Source organism: Rhizobium sp. BK251 (assembly GCF_004345245.1).
Taxonomy (GTDB): Bacteria; Pseudomonadota; Alphaproteobacteria; order Rhizobiales; family Rhizobiaceae; genus Rhizobium.
Genome location: NZ_SLUQ01000003.1, coordinates 385498 through 401282, shown reverse-complemented (window position 1 = coordinate 401282; position 15785 = coordinate 385498). Strand labels below are relative to the sequence as shown.

General features: G+C 60.8%; 15 protein-coding genes. 1 reads left to right on the top strand and 14 read right to left on the bottom strand.

The genetic code is table 11. From position 1 onward, the window contains the following. Window positions 1-35: 35 nt before the first annotated feature. The 7 genes from EV286_RS08955 to EV286_RS08925 all read right to left on the bottom strand — a co-directional run bounded on the left by EV286_RS08955 (window position 36) and on the right by EV286_RS08925 (window position 6107). Entirely contained in the window at window positions 36-1490 is a 1455-nt protein-coding gene (locus tag EV286_RS08955) for an MFS transporter (protein ID WP_132956671.1), read from the bottom strand. A 235-nt stretch (window positions 1491-1725) separates the two neighbouring features. After that, the gene (locus tag EV286_RS08950) at window positions 1726-2040 is read right to left on the bottom strand and encodes a hypothetical protein (protein ID WP_132956670.1); all 315 of its coding nucleotides are present in this window, start codon (window positions 2038-2040) and stop codon (window positions 1726-1728) included. Window positions 2041-2322: 282 nt separating this feature from the next. Beyond that, window positions 2323-3078 carry a 2-dehydro-3-deoxy-D-gluconate 5-dehydrogenase KduD gene (kduD, locus tag EV286_RS08945; protein WP_132956669.1) on the bottom strand — a complete coding sequence of 252 codons (756 nt, stop codon included), beginning with the start codon at window positions 3076-3078 and terminating at the stop codon, window positions 2323-2325. 7 nt (window positions 3079-3085) lie between these two features. Further along, the gene (locus EV286_RS08940) at window positions 3086-3424 is read right to left on the bottom strand and encodes a cupin domain-containing protein (protein ID WP_132956668.1); all 339 of its coding nucleotides are present in this window, start codon (window positions 3422-3424) and stop codon (window positions 3086-3088) included. A 10-nt stretch (window positions 3425-3434) separates the two neighbouring features. After that, complete coding sequence (gene kduI / locus EV286_RS08935) at window positions 3435-4277, bottom strand: 5-dehydro-4-deoxy-D-glucuronate isomerase (RefSeq protein WP_132956667.1); 843 nt, start codon at window positions 4275-4277, stop codon at window positions 3435-3437. 72 nt (window positions 4278-4349) lie between these two features. After that, window positions 4350-5255: a 5-dehydro-4-deoxyglucarate dehydratase gene (kdgD, locus tag EV286_RS08930; RefSeq protein ID WP_132956894.1), complete on the bottom strand. Its 906-nt coding sequence runs from the start codon at window positions 5253-5255 to the stop codon at window positions 4350-4352. Window positions 5256-5354: 99 nt separating this feature from the next. Next, window positions 5355-6107 carry a FadR/GntR family transcriptional regulator gene (locus EV286_RS08925; protein WP_165932809.1) on the bottom strand — a complete coding sequence of 251 codons (753 nt, stop codon included), beginning with the start codon at window positions 6105-6107 and terminating at the stop codon, window positions 5355-5357. Window positions 6108-6474: 367 nt separating this feature from the next. Here EV286_RS08925 and EV286_RS08920 point away from each other — a divergent pair, with 367 nt between their 5' ends. After that, window positions 6475-7623, top strand: a complete 1149-nt coding sequence (locus tag EV286_RS08920; RefSeq protein WP_132956666.1) for a mandelate racemase family protein — start codon at window positions 6475-6477, stop codon at window positions 7621-7623. Window positions 7624-7657: 34 nt separating this feature from the next. Here EV286_RS08920 and EV286_RS08915 read toward each other — a convergent pair whose 3' ends face one another. From EV286_RS08915 to EV286_RS08885, 7 genes are all read right to left on the bottom strand, one after another. After that, complete coding sequence (locus EV286_RS08915) at window positions 7658-8716, bottom strand: dienelactone hydrolase family protein (protein WP_132956665.1); 1059 nt, start codon at window positions 8714-8716, stop codon at window positions 7658-7660. Between the two features lie 68 nt (window positions 8717-8784). Then, window positions 8785-9543: an ABC transporter ATP-binding protein gene (locus EV286_RS08910; protein ID WP_132956664.1), complete on the bottom strand. Its 759-nt coding sequence runs from the start codon at window positions 9541-9543 to the stop codon at window positions 8785-8787. Continuing rightward, window positions 9540-10391: an ABC transporter ATP-binding protein gene (locus tag EV286_RS08905; protein WP_132956663.1), complete on the bottom strand. Its 852-nt coding sequence runs from the start codon at window positions 10389-10391 to the stop codon at window positions 9540-9542. Before EV286_RS08905 ends, EV286_RS08910 begins: the two co-directional genes overlap by 4 nt. Before the next feature lie 8 nt (window positions 10392-10399). After that, on the bottom strand, window positions 10400-11215 hold the full coding sequence (locus EV286_RS08900; RefSeq protein ID WP_245500662.1) for an ABC transporter permease: 816 nt from the start codon (window positions 11213-11215) through the stop codon (window positions 10400-10402). Window positions 11216-11309: 94 nt separating this feature from the next. Beyond that, window positions 11310-12326 carry an ABC transporter permease gene (locus tag EV286_RS08895; protein ID WP_132956662.1) on the bottom strand — a complete coding sequence of 339 codons (1017 nt, stop codon included), beginning with the start codon at window positions 12324-12326 and terminating at the stop codon, window positions 11310-11312. Between the two features lie 67 nt (window positions 12327-12393). Further along, the gene (locus EV286_RS08890; protein WP_132956661.1) at window positions 12394-13998 is read right to left on the bottom strand and encodes an ABC transporter substrate-binding protein; all 1605 of its coding nucleotides are present in this window, start codon (window positions 13996-13998) and stop codon (window positions 12394-12396) included. A gap of 394 nt (window positions 13999-14392) precedes the next feature. Then, window positions 14393-15784, bottom strand: a complete 1392-nt coding sequence (locus EV286_RS08885) for an aldehyde dehydrogenase family protein (protein ID WP_132956660.1) — start codon at window positions 15782-15784, stop codon at window positions 14393-14395. Between the last annotated feature and the right edge of the window lies 1 nt (window position 15785).

Genomic DNA, 15785 nt, shown 5'->3' with positions numbered 1-15785 from the left:
TGAAGAGGCAGCAGGTTCCGGTGGGAGACGATTTTTTAGCCGCGCGATCGTTCAGAGCGGGGCGCGTGACCGGAAACCTCGGCGCCCGCTTGGGCAGGAAGCTGCAGGAAACGGATGGCGGATATCGCACCGATCGCACCGATGACGAAGAAAGCCGCGCGGAAGTCGGTAAGAGCTGCGAGCTCGTCGCCCCGCACGAGGCGCGTGACATTGAGAACCGCGGCCGCCACGGCAACGCCAAGCAGCATCGAAATCTGCTGCAGCATGCTGGAGAGAGTAGAGGCCGAGCTTCGCTGGGCAGCGTGAATATCGGCGAATGCCAGCGTGTTGAGCGCCGTGAATTGCATCGAGCGTGAAAGGCCGGCGACGAAGAGAAGAGCGAACGTGATCACCTCGGGCGTTTGTGGTGAAAGCAGCCCGCAGGCGGCGATCGCGAGCGCCGATATCAGCCCGTTAAGGACCAGTACGACGCGAAACCCGAACATGCGCAGGAGGGGCGTCGTGACCGTCTTCATGCCGAGATTGCCGGCGAAGTAGACAAGAAGATAGGTGCCAGCGGTGATTGCATTGGCGCCGAACGCGACCTGGAAGAGCAGCGGCAGCAGGAATGGCGTTGCATTGATGGAGATGCGGTTTGCCGTTCCGGCCGAGAGGGTCGACATGGAAAAGGTCTGGATTCTGAAGGCGGAAAGATCGAGCAGCGGATGCTCGGCCGTGAGGAAATGGCGAGTGGCGAGGACGGCAAAAACCACGCCTGCCAAACAAAGCAGGATTGCGGCGACGAGCCAGGAGCTCGCCTGCACGAACATTTCGAGCCCGGCAAGCAGCAGGGTCATTCCGGCCGCCGAGAGCAGGAAGCCGCGGACGTCCAGGCTTGCAGTGCTATCCTCCCGTTGGATCGGCACGAAGCGGAGAACGAGTCCCATGCCTATGATGCCGATCGGAATGTTGATCAGAAAGTTCCAGTGCCAGGTGAGATAGGTTGTAATGAAGCTGCCGAGGATCGGGCCGACCACGGGGGCGGTGAGTGCCGGCCATGTGATGAGCGCGATTGCATGGACGAGCTCTGATTTGCGGGCGTTCTTGAGGACGATGATGCGCCCGACCGGCGTCATGAGCGCGCCGCCGATACCCTGCACGGCGCGAGCCGCGATGAACTCGGCAAGGCTGCCCGAGAGCCCGCAGAAGAGCGAGGACAGGGTGAAGATTGCAATCGAGCACAGAAAGACGTTACGCGCCCCGAACCGATCGCCGAGCCATCCGGAGAGCGGAATGAACGCGGCAGTCGTCAGCATGTAGACGGTGATGCCGATGCTCATTGCAACCGGCTGCACGCCGAAGCTCTGGGCCATCTGCGGCAGGGAAGTTGCGACGATCGTGCCGTCGAGGATCTGCATGAAGAAGGAGACCGCCACGACCAATGCGACGATACGGGCCTGGCGCCCGCTTTCGACGCCCTCCCGGTTTTCGGTCGTTTGAACTGTAGTCATGCAATTCCCGACAACACAGAAGCTCCGGCACCGACCGCCGGAACAAGGCGGCAGATGCCGTCAAAGAAGGTAACAAATACCGAAAGAGCTACCTCGCATCGAGGACGCGAGCTTACTCGTCCCCGACCTGCATACGCCGGTTGCAAGACACGGGAAAGCCCAACTTCTCGCACTTTCGACCAGTTATCGCGAGAAAACGCGCTGTTCGAACCGGGGCGCCACTCGGGGCTTTTTCTCAGCGATCGAAGAAGTGATCAAAGATCTGCGTCGCCGGATAGGCATAGAAGCCACGATCGACGAATCGATAGCGGTAGAGGCAATTGCGCAGGATCGAGTTGTACTGAAGGCTGTACGGGTTGGTCGATCCCCTGGACCAGTTCACATCGCTCGCCTCAGGCACGCAGCGGCGCAGTGCGCTGTCGAACCTTGGCAAAACATTCGGATTATTGGCGACGGGAACACCGTCATAGGTCACGTAGTTTGACGGGGATTCGGCCGCCGAAATGCAAAACAGGGCAAGAGCGGCACCCAGGGCAGCAAGCACGCGCATCAATCGTCTCCTCTTTGGGACACAGGAACTTTCCAGGAAGAAGTATGTCGACGATCTCCACCCGCCGAGCGGCCGGCAAGGGCGGCGATGTTTCGCCAGCGTTTTCTAGGAGTTTAGCTGACAACGCGATCTTTTCAATCGCCGATTGGCCACACGAATGCTTCGTGGCGTGAAGAGCAAGCGCCATGCCGGGTCGGCAATGAAATATGTGGGCTACATGGCCGGAACCGCGCGTACACGGAGCGGTGTCGAAGCGTCACCAACAGATCCAGCCCGTCTATTTCACCGCGCCAGCCACCCACCATCCACAGGTAGAACCGTGCCGTGAACATAGTCGGACGCCTGCGATGCCAGGAAGACTGCCGCACCACCCAGTTCTGCGGGCGTTCCCCATCGCCCGGCAGGAATGCGGGACAGGATGCCGGCGCTGCGCTCGGGATCCTCGCGGAGTGCTGTCGTGTTGTTGGTGACGAAATAGCCGGGCGCGATGGCGTTGACATTGATGCCCTTTGCCGCCCACTCGCAGGCAAGGAGGCGTGTCAGTCCGGCAAGCCCGCTCTTCGATGCCGTGTAGGACGGAATGCGGATGCCCCCCTGGAAGGATAGCAGCGAGGCAATGTTGATGATCTTGCCGCCTCCCCGCTCCAGCATATGCCGGGCGGCAGCCTGCGAAAGGAAGAACGTCGTCTTCAGGTTGACATCCATGACCGCGTCCCAATCTTCCTCGGTGAAGTCGATCGAGTCGGCGCGGCGAATGATGCCGGCATTGTTGACGAGGATGTCGAGCTTGCCAAACGTGGATATCGTCTCGGCGACGATATTCTTGACCGGCTCAATCGAACCGAGATCGGCTTTGATGACATGAAAGCCGGCGCCCGCTGCGCGAACGGCTGATTCCGTTTCATCCATCGACGAACGCCCGACGGCGACGATGGAGGCGCCGGCATTGGCCAATGCGATGGCTATAGCCTGGCCTATGCCCGTATTCGCGCCGGTAACGACCGCCACGCGCCCGGAAAGATTGAATATGTCGGTCATCGGCCGTTCACTTCAGAAATTCGGCGCGATGCGGCGTGAAGGTATCGATCAGCCGACCTCGCTCGAGAGCCTTGACGCCATGGACGAGGTTGGGCGGAACGATGAAGCTTCCGCCCTGCGGCAGCGTTTCGGTCTTGCCGTCGATTGTCACCTCGAAGCTACCTTCGGCGACATAGCTTGCCTGGATATGGGGATGCGAATGCAGCGCACCGACGGCACCCTTCTCAAAGGCGACTTCGACCATCATCATCTCCGGCAGGTAAGCCATGATGCGGCGGGTCACGCCCGGCTCCGGGCTCACCCACGCCGCTCCCTGCGGCGATACGAAAAGTTCGCTCGATGTCATGTTCCCCTCCTCACTTCAGATCTTCGATCGCGACGAGATCGACGTCGGTATAGTCGATATTGTCACCTGCCATCGCCCAGATGAATGTATAGCTCGACGTGCCGGCTCCGGAATGGATCGACCAGCCCGGCGAAAGGATCGCCTCTTCGTTTTTCACGATGAGGTGCCGCGTCTCATGCGGCTCTCCCATCAGATGAATGACGCGGGCCTTTTCCGGAAGATCAAAATAAAGATACGCCTCCATGCGCCGATCGTGAACGTGGCATGGCATGGTGTTCCAGATGGATCCTGGCGCGAGCGTCGTCATGCCGACGACAAGCTGGCAGGTCTTGGCCCCTTCCGGATGGATGAACTGGAAGATAGAGCGCTCATTGCTCGTTGCCTGTGACCCAAGATCGACACGCTTGGCGTCAGCGATACCGATGCGCTTTGCCGGATGGCGGAAATGCGCCGGCGCGCTCAGAAGATAGAATTTGGCGGGCTCCTCCGCCGAGAGGGATTCGAACATCACAGATGCGCCGAGCCCGGCATAGACCATGTCGCGCGTGCCGGCCGAGAACCGTTCGCCGTCGACGATCACGGTGCCGGCCCCACCGATATTCACCGCGATCAACTCGCGCCGCGCCAGCAGCATGTCGGTGCCGGCTGGCTTGATCGTCTCCAGTTCGACAGCGCGCGACGTCGGCATGGCGCCGCCAACAATCATGCGATCGTAGTTGGTGTAGTGAAGCTGGATGCGCCCCGGCACGAAGAGCGCTGGCAGCAGAAAATTGTCGCGCAGTTCCGTGGTGTTGAAGCTGGCTGCGGTCTTCGGATCGACGGCAAAACGGTTGGTATAATCGGTATGGCTCATCGGCCTCCCCTTAAATTGTGGCCCCTGCCCGGTACGGGTCGTCGAACGGGTCGACGGCGCCGGTGGCGATCGTCATTTGCGGTGCGGCTCGATCAGCCTTTCGAGCATCGCGACTTCCTCGGACGTCAGGTCGGTCAATGGCGGACGCACGGGACCGGTGTCGAATCCCTGGAGGCGCACGCCGGCCTTGACCGCAGAAACAGCATAGCCCTTGCAGCGGTTGCGTATCTCCATGAACGGGAAGAAGAATTCGCGCAAGATGCGGTTCGTCGTCTCTGTTTCACCAGCGCGCAAAGCCTTGTAGAACCTCTGCGCGAGCGCCGGGACGAAGTTGAAAACGGCAGAGGAATAGGTCGTGACGCCGGCGCCGAGATATGCGTCGGCGAAGAGTTCCGCGGTGGGCATGCCGCCAAGATAGGTCAGCCTGTCGCCTATCGTTGCCGTAATCTGGCGGACAAGCCCGATCTCACCCGATCCGTCCTTGAACCCGACAAGGTTGGGGCATGCATCACAGAGCCTTGCAAGGGTCCCGGCGGACAGGATCGCGTTGTCCCGGTTGTATACCATGACGCCGATGCCAACAGCATCGCAAACGGCCTTTACATGCGCATAGAGGCCGTTCTGGCTGGCATCGATCAGATATTGCGGCAGAAGCAGGATGCCGTCTGCGCCGGCCTCTTCGGCCGATTTTGCGATCGCGACCGCCATGTTCGTGCCGTATCCGCATCCCGAAACGATCGGCGTTTTGCCGGCGGCCGCCTTGGCGGCCCGAACCACCTCCGGGATCTCGGCTGGTGTCAGCGAAAAGAATTCGCCTGTGCCGCCGGCAGCAAAGAGGACGCTCGCATCAAAGCCGGCCAGCCAGCCGACATGCTCTTCGTAGACGCGCCGGTTGAAGCGATCGTCAGCGGTAAAGGGAGTGACTGGAAAAGAAAGCAGGCCGGCGCCGAGCGCAGCCTTCAATGCAACAGGGTCCATCGCCATGGGTACTCTCCGGACAAATGAGGTTCGATGACAGAGAACCTACCAGAGATATTATGACTGTCAACAACTCATCATACATTTACCGGAGTCGCGTCAGCCCCGCTTGATAAAATGCCGGTATCGCTGCTGGCTTCCTTTGAGATGGAGTCGCATCGCTTCGCGCGCCGCGCCCTCGTCCTGATCCGATATTGCACGGGCGATCCGGAGGTGCTCGGCCTGGATTTGCAGCAGATACTCCTCCGACGAACGCTCGTTGTCGCCATCGGCCAACAGGCCGCGCGGGATCATCTGCTTGCCGATCAGCTGCAGAAACTCGCGAAAACGCGGATTGCTCGTGGAATCTGCGATCGCGAGATGGAAGGCTCGATCCGCCTCGACCGTAGGCTTGCCATCGCCTTTCAGCCGATCGATTTCGTCATAGGACTCAAGAATCGCCTCCTCCTGTGCCGGAGAACGCCGGATGGCGGCCAGGCCAGCTGCCTCGATTTCGATCGCCGCCCGCAGCTCCAGCATTTCCAGAAGCGATGAAATCTTGTTGGGATCGGCGCTCCTGAAGCCGTCGTAGGGACCAGCCTGCGGCGCCAGGACGAACACCCCGACTCCGTGGCGTGCCTCCACCAGTCCGTCGGCGCGAAGCGAAGCAATCGCCTCGCGGATCACCGTGCGGCTGACATCATATTCCTGCGTCAGTCCGCCCTCTGTCGGAAGCCTGTCCCCGGGCTTCAATGTGCCGGATGAGATCGCCTCGCGCAGCCGGCGCGACACCATTTCAACCAGCGTTTCGCCGCTCTTTCGCTGCTCCGCGCCCACTCGCGCTCCGGACTGCTGAACCACACCACGCGCCATGCTTACCCCCGCTGCCTTGCGACCTAGACACTCTGAACGACGCCTGCCTGTCAAGGCAATTGCAGAAATCCTATTGACGGCAGCGCCTGAGTCATATTATGACATTATTGACGGTGTATTACAAGTCAATGTACGCCGCCCGTGATGAACGATGCCCAAGGGGCTGATGCCGAAGGCGCCGCTGGCGAAATCGACGTGAGGGGCTGCTCTGCGGAAAGCCCGACGGGCGCCGCGACGCCACCGCATTCTACACGACCGTCACGACACGCTACACGCCGGCACAGGGCGTTTGGCGCGGCGATCACACTCGAGATGGCCACGCCGAACGATCAGTGTCGGGCATTGACCGAAGCTGGAGGAGATTCAATTGAAAATTGTCGACGTTCACGTGCGTGTCTTCGCGCATACGACCTTTCGCCACGCCGATAGCGCCGGGCACGCGCATCCTGGTCCGGCACACAAGGTGAACCTCGCCTTGCTGACGATCGTCGCTGACGATGGAAGCGAAGGCTATTGCTTCGCACCGCCCGAGATCGTCCGCCAGCACGTGCTCGACAAGTTTATCAGGAAGGTGCTGATCGGCCAGGACGCGTTCGACCGTGAAAGGCTCTGGCAGGACCTCGCCCATTGGCAGCGCGGAAGTGCCGCGCAGTTGACCGATCGGACGCTTGCCATCGTAGACTGCGCCCTTTGGGATCTTGCCGGGCGGAAACTGAACATGCCCGTCCACAAGCTCATCGGAGGCTATCGCGACAAGGTGCCGGCCTATGGCTCGATCATGTGCGGCGACGAGCTCCAGGGAGGCCTCGCCACGCCCGAGGATTACGGGCGCTTTGCAGAAAAGCTCGTCAGGCGTGGTTACAAGGGGATCAAGCTCCATACATGGATGCCGCCGGTGTCTTGGGCTCCGGATGTGAAGATGGATCTGAAGGCGTGCGCTGCCGTTCGGGAAGCTGTCGGCCCGGACATTCACCTGATGATCGACGCCTTCCATTGGTACAGTCGCACCGAGGCGCTCGAACTCGGCAAAGGTTTGGAAAAGCTCGCTTTCGACTGGATCGAAGAGCCGATGGACGAACAGAGCTCGGCGTCCTACGCCTGGCTCGCCGCCAATCTCGACATTCCGGTTCTGGGGCCTGAAAGTGCCGGTGGCAAACACTTCAGCCGCGCCGAGTGGATCACCTCGGGCGCTTGCGACATCTTGCGGACCGGCGTGCACGACGTCGGCGGCATCAGCCCTGCGATGAAATCGATGCACCTCGCTGAATCATTTGGGATGAATTGCGAGATCCACGGCAACGGCGCCCCCAACCTCATCGTTGCCGCCTGCAGCAAGAATGCCAAATGGTACGAGCGCGGCTTGCTGCACCCCTTCCTGGAATATGACGATGGCTTCGAATACTTGAACGCGCTCGTCGATCCCATGGACGAGCAAGGCTATGTCCATCTCTCCGACAAGCCGGGTCTTGGCGAGGACATCAACTTCGACTTCGTCAACGCGAACCTGATCGCATAATGGATGACGGGGCTGGCGAAGCAAATGCGCTTCGTCAGCCCCGCAGCACCGCGCCGAGCCAGTCGATCGCTGCATCCTGTTCAGCGACCGGAAGACGGTGACCACCCTCCCAAATCCTTGTCGTCAGTTTTTGCTCCGCTCCGGCCGCGGCCCAAAGCTCGCACAGCCGCGCGAACGCATCCGCGACATCGGCCGGCGGGAAATGTGTGTCCTCGGACCCGCTGAGGAAATAGGCCGGCTTGGGCGCGGCAAGGCCGGCGAAATCGGGGTAGTCGAGCTTCCCGGCGATCTGCGGATGCAGCATGTAGAACGCGGATTGTCCGCGCAACTGATTGCCGCCGGTCTGCATAAGGCCCTTGAGCGTGCCCATCCAGCTCGCGGCAAAGAAGGCGCTGACATCACTTGAAAGTGCCGCGACCTGCCAGGCCCGATAGCCCCCGAAGGAAAAGCCGAAGCTCGCCACACGTTTGCTGTCGACCTGCGGAAGACTGGCGAGAAACCGCGCGGCGGCGACATCCTCCATGGCAACGACCGATGCAAGCGATACGCCGAATTGCATCAGGTTGGCGGCAAGTGCCTGCTGCGCCTCGTAGCCGTTACCGCAGCGGCTTCCCCAACCGAGGGCATCGACACACAGGACGACATAACCGAGGCGCGCCAGTTCCTCGCCGGGAAACCGTCCTCCGTAGAACCTCTGAGACCATGCGCGCGCCGCAGCATCCTTCGCATCATCCGCTGGCGGCGGGATCACCTTCTCCTTGCCGATATCGAAGGTTGCGCCGTGGTCGTGCAGGAGCAATACCGCCGGCGCCGGTGCCTGCCCATGCGGCTGGAGAAGGAAGGCCTGCGTGTTTTCGCCGTTTGAAAAACCCACGTCCAGACGGCTGGCATCATGGGAAGGGAGATGCCACCGTTCGACCGTCTTGACGCTATCCACGCTGCAGTTGCCTGCATCGATCAGCCGGGCGACTTGGACCAGCGTGTCTGAACGCCAGGCTTCAAACGACGACAGCGTAGGTTCAAAACCCAGGGAAAAACGTGATGCGTCGCGCAATCGTCTGGCGATGGCGGCCAGGTTGTCATGATCGATCATTGCCGTTCACCTGTCGCCTATCCGCAGCTGAATATTGGTGCGCCTGTCGAAATGGCTCCAGGTGAACCTCAAACCGCCTGATCGTATTCGACACTGGACCGGATCAATTCGCGCGCATAGGGGTCCGATGCCTCGCCAGTCGCCAGCACGGTGCGATCCATGATCTCAACGATGCGCCCATGCTGCATGACTGCAAGCCTCTCGCACATATGGTCGACTACCGCGAGGTCGTGGGAAACGAACAGGTAAGTCAAGCCTTTCCTTACCCTCAATTCGCTGAGGAGGTTCAGCACCTCGGCCTGAACCGAAACGTCCAGCGCCGAGGTCGGTTCGTCCAGCAGCAGTACCGATGGTTCGAGAATGAGAGCGCGCGCGATCGCCACGCGCTGCCGCTGCCCGCCGGACAGTTCGTGCGGATAACGCTGGAGGAAGTCCGGATTGAGCCCGACGTCGATCAACGCCTGCTCCATGCGCTCCTGGTGCATGTCCACGCGCTGGATGCGAAGAGGCTCCTGCAAGGCGGTTCGGATCGATTGACGCGGGTGGAGCGATCCATAGGGATCCTGGAAAACCATCTGTACGGCGCGGCAATATTCATGCGACGGCGTATCGCGCACGTTCCGCCCGTTGATCGCGATATTGCCGTCCCATGCGTTCAGGAGCCGGGCGACGCAGCGCAGGATCGTCGACTTGCCCGACCCGGATTCCCCTACAAGCCCGAAGGACTCGCCCTTTTCCACGCTGAACGTCACGCGATCGAGAATTGGCTTGCTGCGCGCGCCAAGTCCCAGCGATATGGAAACATTCTCAACTTGGATTGCCGTCATGGCGTGGCCTCCGTCGTCGCGACGCTGTTGGTCTGACCGCGGTTCAGCACCGGGAGCGGACCACGATTACCACCGATATGGGGCTGTGCGGCCAGCAATCCCCGTGTGTAAGGGTGCTCGGCGTTCTTGAGATCGCGCGCCTGCCTCTCCTCGACGAACTCCCCGGACCGCATGACGAGAACACGGTCGCAGAAGTTACGCACGAGATTCAGATCGTGGCTGATCATGATCAACCCGATACCCTTGCTGATCACCAGCTCGTCGAGGATCTTCAGGACCTGCATCCGAACGGTGACATCGAGCGCAGAGGTGGGTTCGTCTGCAATGATGATCTCCGGCTCGGGTATCAGCATCATTGCGATCATGATGCGCTGTCCCATCCCGCCCGAAACCTCATGGGGATAGAGGCCGAACACGCGCTCGGGATCACGAATCTGGACTGCCTCCAGCATCTCCAGGGTTCGCTGCTTCGCCGCTTTCGCCGAGGCATCGCTGTGCATGCGATAGGCCTCGGCAACCTGATCTCCGACGCGGTGGACGGGGTTCAATGAAAACTTGGGATCCTGAAGGATCATCGACATGCGGCGCCCACGCACGCGGAGCATGTCCTTCTCCCGACAGGTCAGCAGGTCCGTGCTGCCAAACTGCATCCGGTCCGCCGTGATCTTCGCCGTCGGCAACAGCTTCAGCAGTGCCCGGCCGACCGTCGACTTTCCCGATCCGGATTCACCGACGATACCCAGTCGCTCCCGGCCGAGCGAAAAGGAAATCCCCTTGACCACCGGGTTGTCGCCGCCCCGGCCACGGTAGCTCACATGCAGGTTGCGTATGTCGAGGAGGTTTTCCATCACATTCCTCACTTCTGCTTCGGATCGAGCGCGTCACGCAGACCGTCGCCCAACAGATTGAAGGCAAGGCTGACGAGCAAGATCGCTCCGCCGGGGAATGCCACCAGCCACCAGTTATCCAGCATGTAGCGTCGGCCGGTTGCGATCATCGCCCCCCACTCCGGCAAGGGCGGCTGTGCGCCCAGCCCGAGGAAGCCAAGGCCGGCCGCCGTGAGGATCACCGTTGCCATGCTCAGCGTGATGCGCACCAGCACCGAAGGCAGGCACATGGGCATGATGGACTTCACGATGATGCGCAGCGCCGAGGCGCCCTGCATGCGCGAGGCGGCGATATAGTCGGCTCCACGGAAGGTCAGCGTTTCCGCCCGCGCCAGTCGGGCAATCGGTGGCCAGGCGGTCAGCGCGATCGCGACGATCGCGTTCTCGAGGCCGGCGCCCAGTGCCGCCACGAAAGCAAGCGCCAGGATCAGGCTCGGGAACGACAGGAAAATATCAGTGATCCGCATCATCACCGTGTCGCACCAGCCACCGAAATATCCGGCCGTCGTCCCGACCAGCAGTCCGACCGGACCGACGATGACGGAGACGATCACAATGAAGGTCAGGCTGATCCGGGTTCCGTAGACGATGCGGCTGTAGATATCCCGCCCGAGCTCGTCCGTGCCGAACCAGTGCTGGCTGCTCGGCGGGCTCAGCGCATTGCCGAGGTCTATGACGTTCGGGTCGTGGCTGGCGAGGACCGGCGCAAGCAAGGCCGTCAGCAACAGAGCGACCACGACGATCAGTCCGAAAGCGGCAGTCGGGTTCGAGAGGAGCTCGCTCATGAGGGCGACAATGCGCCTTGCCGTCATGATCAGTGGTCCGGCGCGACGTTTGGTCGAAGCGAGATTGCCCATTTCAAGATGTCCCAGTGCCATGTCAGCGCGTCCTCGGATCGAAGATCTTGTAAAGTGCGTCCGAAAGGAGATTGAGCGCGATGAAGATGGTGCCGACCAGCAGCACGCAGGTCATCACCGCATTCATATCTCCAATGAGCATATTGTTCGTGATGTATTGCCCGAAGCCCGGCCAGGAAAAGACCGTCTCGATGAGGACGGCGCCCTCGAGAAGGCTGCCATAGGCAAGGGCGACGATGGTGATCAGCTGGACACGTATATTGGCGAAGGCATGGTGCCAGATCGTTCTGCTTTTCGAGAGGCCCTTGACCCGCGCCGTCGTGATGTACTCCTGCCCAAGCTGGTCGAGCATGAAGCTTCGAGTCATCCTCGTGATATAGGCCATCGACGAATAGCCGAGAATGCTGGCGGGAAGGATGAGATGGTTGAAGGCGTCGCCGAAAACCTCCCAATCTCCCGCTATCGCTGCGTCGATGAGCATGAACCCGGTGGTTTCCGGCACCATGCCGATATAGTAGTCCGAGATCCGGCCTCCACCGCCGACGAGCCCCAGCATCGCATAGAAAACGATCAGGCCGATCATGCCCGTCCAGAAGATGGGCATGGAGTGGCCGATCAGCGTCAGGAAACGAATGATGTGATCTGCCGGCCGGTTGCGGTTGATCGCGGCGAAGATGCCGAGCGGTATGCCGAATCCTGCACCGCCAAGTATGGCGAAGGTGGCAAGTTCGATCGTTGCCGGCATGACATGGGCGATATCGCTGATCACCGGCTGGCCCGTGCGGATGGAAACCCCGAAGTCGCCGTGCAGCACATCGCCGACATAGCGAATGAACTGGGTGTGGAGAGGCAGGTCGACACCGAGCCGTTGCGCAACCATCTCATATGTCGCGCGGTCAGCCTCCTCGCCCACGATCGCCCTTACAGGGTCCACCGGCATCAGGCGGCCGATGCAAAACGTCAGGACAAGCAGGCCGATCAGGGTCACAAGGATGGTGCCGATCTGCCGCACGAGAGCAAAGATGCGATCATGGCTCATTGCTGGGACTTCCACGTTCATTGAAGGGTCGATGCGACGGGCGTCGCCGTCGCATCGATTGGCTGCATCAGCGGTCCTTGGTGACCGTACGCAGTTGCGTTGACCAGGACGGGTTCAAGGCAAGCCCCTTGATGTCTGCGCGGACGCCGACCGTGTCAATCACTTCGGAAAAGGGCTGAATGGCCGGCACGAGATCCGCATAATAAGCCTGGATATCGCCGTAGAGCTTGGTCTGCACATTCTTGTCGCCCTCGACCTGCGCCGCATCCACCATCCCATTCAGCTTCTCGTCATAGAACGAGGTGCGCCAGCCTTGGAAGTTCGTCAGCTTCGCTTCATCCGAATTGTCGGGATTGTAGACGATGGCGCGCAGATTGGAGTCGGGGTGCGGTAGCTGGCCGCCGCCGCCGCGACCGACGATCAGCTCGAAATTCCGCTCGCGCATCGCACCGTAGATCTGGTCGCCCGACCCGGTTATGACCTCGGCACGGATGCCCGCCTGGGCAAGCGTCGCCTGCATCGCAGTCGCCAGATTGAGGAACGGCGCATCCGAAAGCGCGCGCAGCGTGGTCGAGAACCCGTCAGGATAACCCGCTTCAGCCAGCAGCGCCTTGGCCTTCTCGACGTCGAGATGGTAGCCGGCGTTCGGCAATGCGCCAAAGATGCCGCTTGGGATCGGCCGATCGCGAAGCTTGCCGAAATACGGTAGCACGGTCTTGTCGAGCCCCTCGTAGTCGATCAGATAGCGCAGCGCCTCGCGAACCTTGGGGTTCTTGAATTTCTCATCCTTCATCGACACGGCGAGATAATAGAATCCGCTGCCGCCGATCGTCTCGATGCTGACGTCCTTGTTCGCCTCGAGCGATTTGAGGTCGGCAGCCGACATCGAGAAGGCGATGTCGATGTCGCCCTTCTCCAGCATCAGGCGCTGGCTCTGCGACTCGGCCAGATGGCGCATGATGATGCGACGCATGGCGGGGGCGTCACCCCAGTAGTTGTCGTTTCGGTCGAGCACGACGCGTTCGTTCGAGCGCCACTCGCCCAGAACGAAAGGGCCGGATCCGGCGGAGTTGTTCGTCAGCCAGGCAGCTCCCTGGTCGCCGTCCTTTTCATGTTCCAGCACGGTCTTGCTGTCATAGATCGATCCCGGACCGACGATGCCGAGGGTCATGATGATGAGTTCCGGATCGACCTTCTTTGGAAGAGTGACAACCACGGTCTGCTCGTCCGGCGCGCTGAAGCTTGCCTCTGCATTGTCAGCGGTGAAGCCGTGGGTCTTCAGGAATGACGCCTGCGCAAGGTTGAGCGACATCAAGCGCTTCAGCGACCAGACGACATCGGCCGACGTGATCGGGTTGCCCGAGGCGAACGTCGCCCCTTCCCTGAGTTTGAATGTAATCTTGGACCTGTCATCGCTGATCGTCCAGCTTTCGGCAAGCTGCGGATTGACCTGTGACCTGTTCACGGGGTCGAGAGATACCAGGTTGTCATATATGTTGGCCAGGACCTGCACCGTCTCCTTGCCCGTAATCGCGGCAGGATCCAATGTCAGGATATTGTTCATGGAGAACCCGACAACAAGCATGTTTGGCGGCGTTTCCGCATAGAGAGGTGCGCCCCAACTTGCCGAACCGACAATGGCGGCGGCAACTATTCTTTTCCAGTGATTCATGAAAAATCCTCCTTCACCCGACTCCCGATCGGTTAGTGATATGATGAGACATATTATATCTTGCGTCAAGTCATATTATATTTGTCTCAGGCACGGTCGCTGAGCGCCGCGCGGCCTCTTCACACAGGTTCTTTGGTCCGGTTACTCCACGGCTCCTGCCATTCCCCTCGCCGCGGTGCTGGCTGCCGGCGCCCTTGAGCCATGGAGTTTTGCGGTGACGACCACGTTTATCGGGCTCTCTCTCCCACTCGCGAGCGCGGCTCCGGAGTGCGCCACCGATAGTGGTGGCGGGGCAAGGCGACGGCTGTTGGCGTGGGTTCCCAGCGGGTGTGGCCGATGGTGTTTCAGGGCGTGCAAGGCGCCTGCAGCGATGATCCCGTCCCCTGCCGCGGCGTCAGGCGACTGGGTTGAACACGATCATCTTGTCGCAGGCCATCTCCTCCATCGTATCAGGAATGCCGCCCACACCGTATCCAGACTGTCTTCGTCCGGCAAAGGGCATCCAGTCGGTCCGGAACGCAGTGTGGTCATTCACGAGAACGGCCGATGCATCCAGATGCTTCGCGGCTTTCAGAGCGACGGCTATGTCGGAGGAAAAGACGCTCGCCTGGAAGGCATACGGCAGCGAATTCGCAACGCGAATTGCCTCGTCGAGCTCGCCGTAACCATACACGCAGGTCAGTGGCCCGAAGACCTCAAGCCGCGAAACCTTGGCATCCGCGGAAGGGTTGAGCAGGATCGAAGGAAGAAGAGTGGTCTCCGACATTCGTCCTCCCCCGATCTGCCTGGTTCCGGCGTCCGTCGCTTCCTTGATCCAACTCGCAACACGTTCGGTCTCGCGTGGCAGGATTAGCGGTCCCACCTCTGTCTCTGCGAGCGTGGGATCACCGACATGAAGGGCAGCTACCTTGGCCGCGAGAGCCTCTGTGAGCCTGGACAAAATATCCTGGTGCACGAAGATACGCTGCACGGACACGCAGACCTGTCCGGCGTGATAGTAGCCGCCTTTGACAATAGGGCCGACGATCGCATCGACGTTCGCACTTCGATCAACGATGACGGGTGCCGCGCCGCCATGCTCCAGCGCGCATCGCGTGCCTGGCGGCAGCTTGCTCTTGAGGTACCAGCCTACTTTCGCGGAGCCGATGAAGCTCAGAAAGGCGACGCGCTGATCCGTAGCGAATGTCTCGGCAAGCGCATTGTCGTCCGTAATAAAGGTCTGGCACCACCGCTCGTCCAATCCGGCCTCCCAGAACAGCTTGACGATCTCGATGCAGGAAATGGGCGTGGTCGCCGCTGGCTTGATGATGACCGGGCAGCCGACAGCGACTGCTGGCGCTATCTGGTGGATGATGAGGTTGAGCGGATGGTTGAACGCCGATATCGCCGCCACCACTCCGATCGGCTCCTTGGTGGTGAAGGCCCATCGGTTCATGCTGGCCGCGGTCAGACCCATGGGGATTTCCTTGCCGCTGAAATTGCGGAGTTCGTCGGCGGCATTGACCAGGCCATCTATCGCGCGCGTCACTTCGATGATCGCATCCGTCAGCGGCTTGCCACCCTCGCGGGCGATCATCATGGCAAAACGGTCGCGGTGCTCCTGCAAAAGCTGCGCTACCCTCCTCAGGATAGCTATCCTCTGATGCACTGGCAGCCAAGCGTCGCGCTCGGCGAACGCCTTTGCCGCAACATCAAGCTTGTGATCGAGAGCGGAAGCGTCGTCTGCCGGGATTTCGGCGATGAGTTCGCGATCAAATGCCTGGTAGACCTTCAGGGCAAGTGGCATT

Coding starts and splice junctions, on each gene's coding strand:
- EV286_RS08955 (WP_132956671.1), bottom strand. CDS start 1,490: ATGACTACAGTTCAAACGACCGAAAACCGGGAGGGCGTCGAAAGCGGG.
- EV286_RS08950 (WP_132956670.1), bottom strand. CDS start 2,040: ATGCGCGTGCTTGCTGCCCTGGGTGCCGCTCTTGCCCTGTTTTGCATT.
- kduD (WP_132956669.1), bottom strand. CDS start 3,078: ATGACCGACATATTCAATCTTTCCGGGCGCGTGGCGGTCGTTACCGGC.
- EV286_RS08940 (WP_132956668.1), bottom strand. CDS start 3,424: ATGACATCGAGCGAACTTTTCGTATCGCCGCAGGGAGCGGCGTGGGTG.
- kduI (WP_132956667.1), bottom strand. CDS start 4,277: ATGAGCCATACCGATTATACCAACCGTTTTGCCGTCGATCCGAAGACC.
- kdgD (WP_132956894.1), bottom strand. CDS start 5,255: ATGGACCCTGTTGCATTGAAGGCTGCGCTCGGCGCCGGCCTGCTTTCT.
- EV286_RS08925 (WP_165932809.1), bottom strand. CDS start 6,107: ATGGCGCGTGGTGTGGTTCAGCAGTCCGGAGCGCGAGTGGGCGCGGAG.
- EV286_RS08915 (WP_132956665.1), bottom strand. CDS start 8,716: ATGATCGATCATGACAACCTGGCCGCCATCGCCAGACGATTGCGCGAC.
- EV286_RS08910 (WP_132956664.1), bottom strand. CDS start 9,543: ATGACGGCAATCCAAGTTGAGAATGTTTCCATATCGCTGGGACTTGGC.
- EV286_RS08905 (WP_132956663.1), bottom strand. CDS start 10,391: ATGGAAAACCTCCTCGACATACGCAACCTGCATGTGAGCTACCGTGGC.
- EV286_RS08900 (WP_245500662.1), bottom strand. CDS start 11,215: ATGAGCGAGCTCCTCTCGAACCCGACTGCCGCTTTCGGACTGATCGTC.
- EV286_RS08895 (WP_132956662.1), bottom strand. CDS start 12,326: ATGAGCCATGATCGCATCTTTGCTCTCGTGCGGCAGATCGGCACCATC.
- EV286_RS08890 (WP_132956661.1), bottom strand. CDS start 13,998: ATGAATCACTGGAAAAGAATAGTTGCCGCCGCCATTGTCGGTTCGGCA.
- EV286_RS08885 (WP_132956660.1), bottom strand. CDS start 15,784: ATGCCACTTGCCCTGAAGGTCTACCAGGCATTTGATCGCGAACTCATC.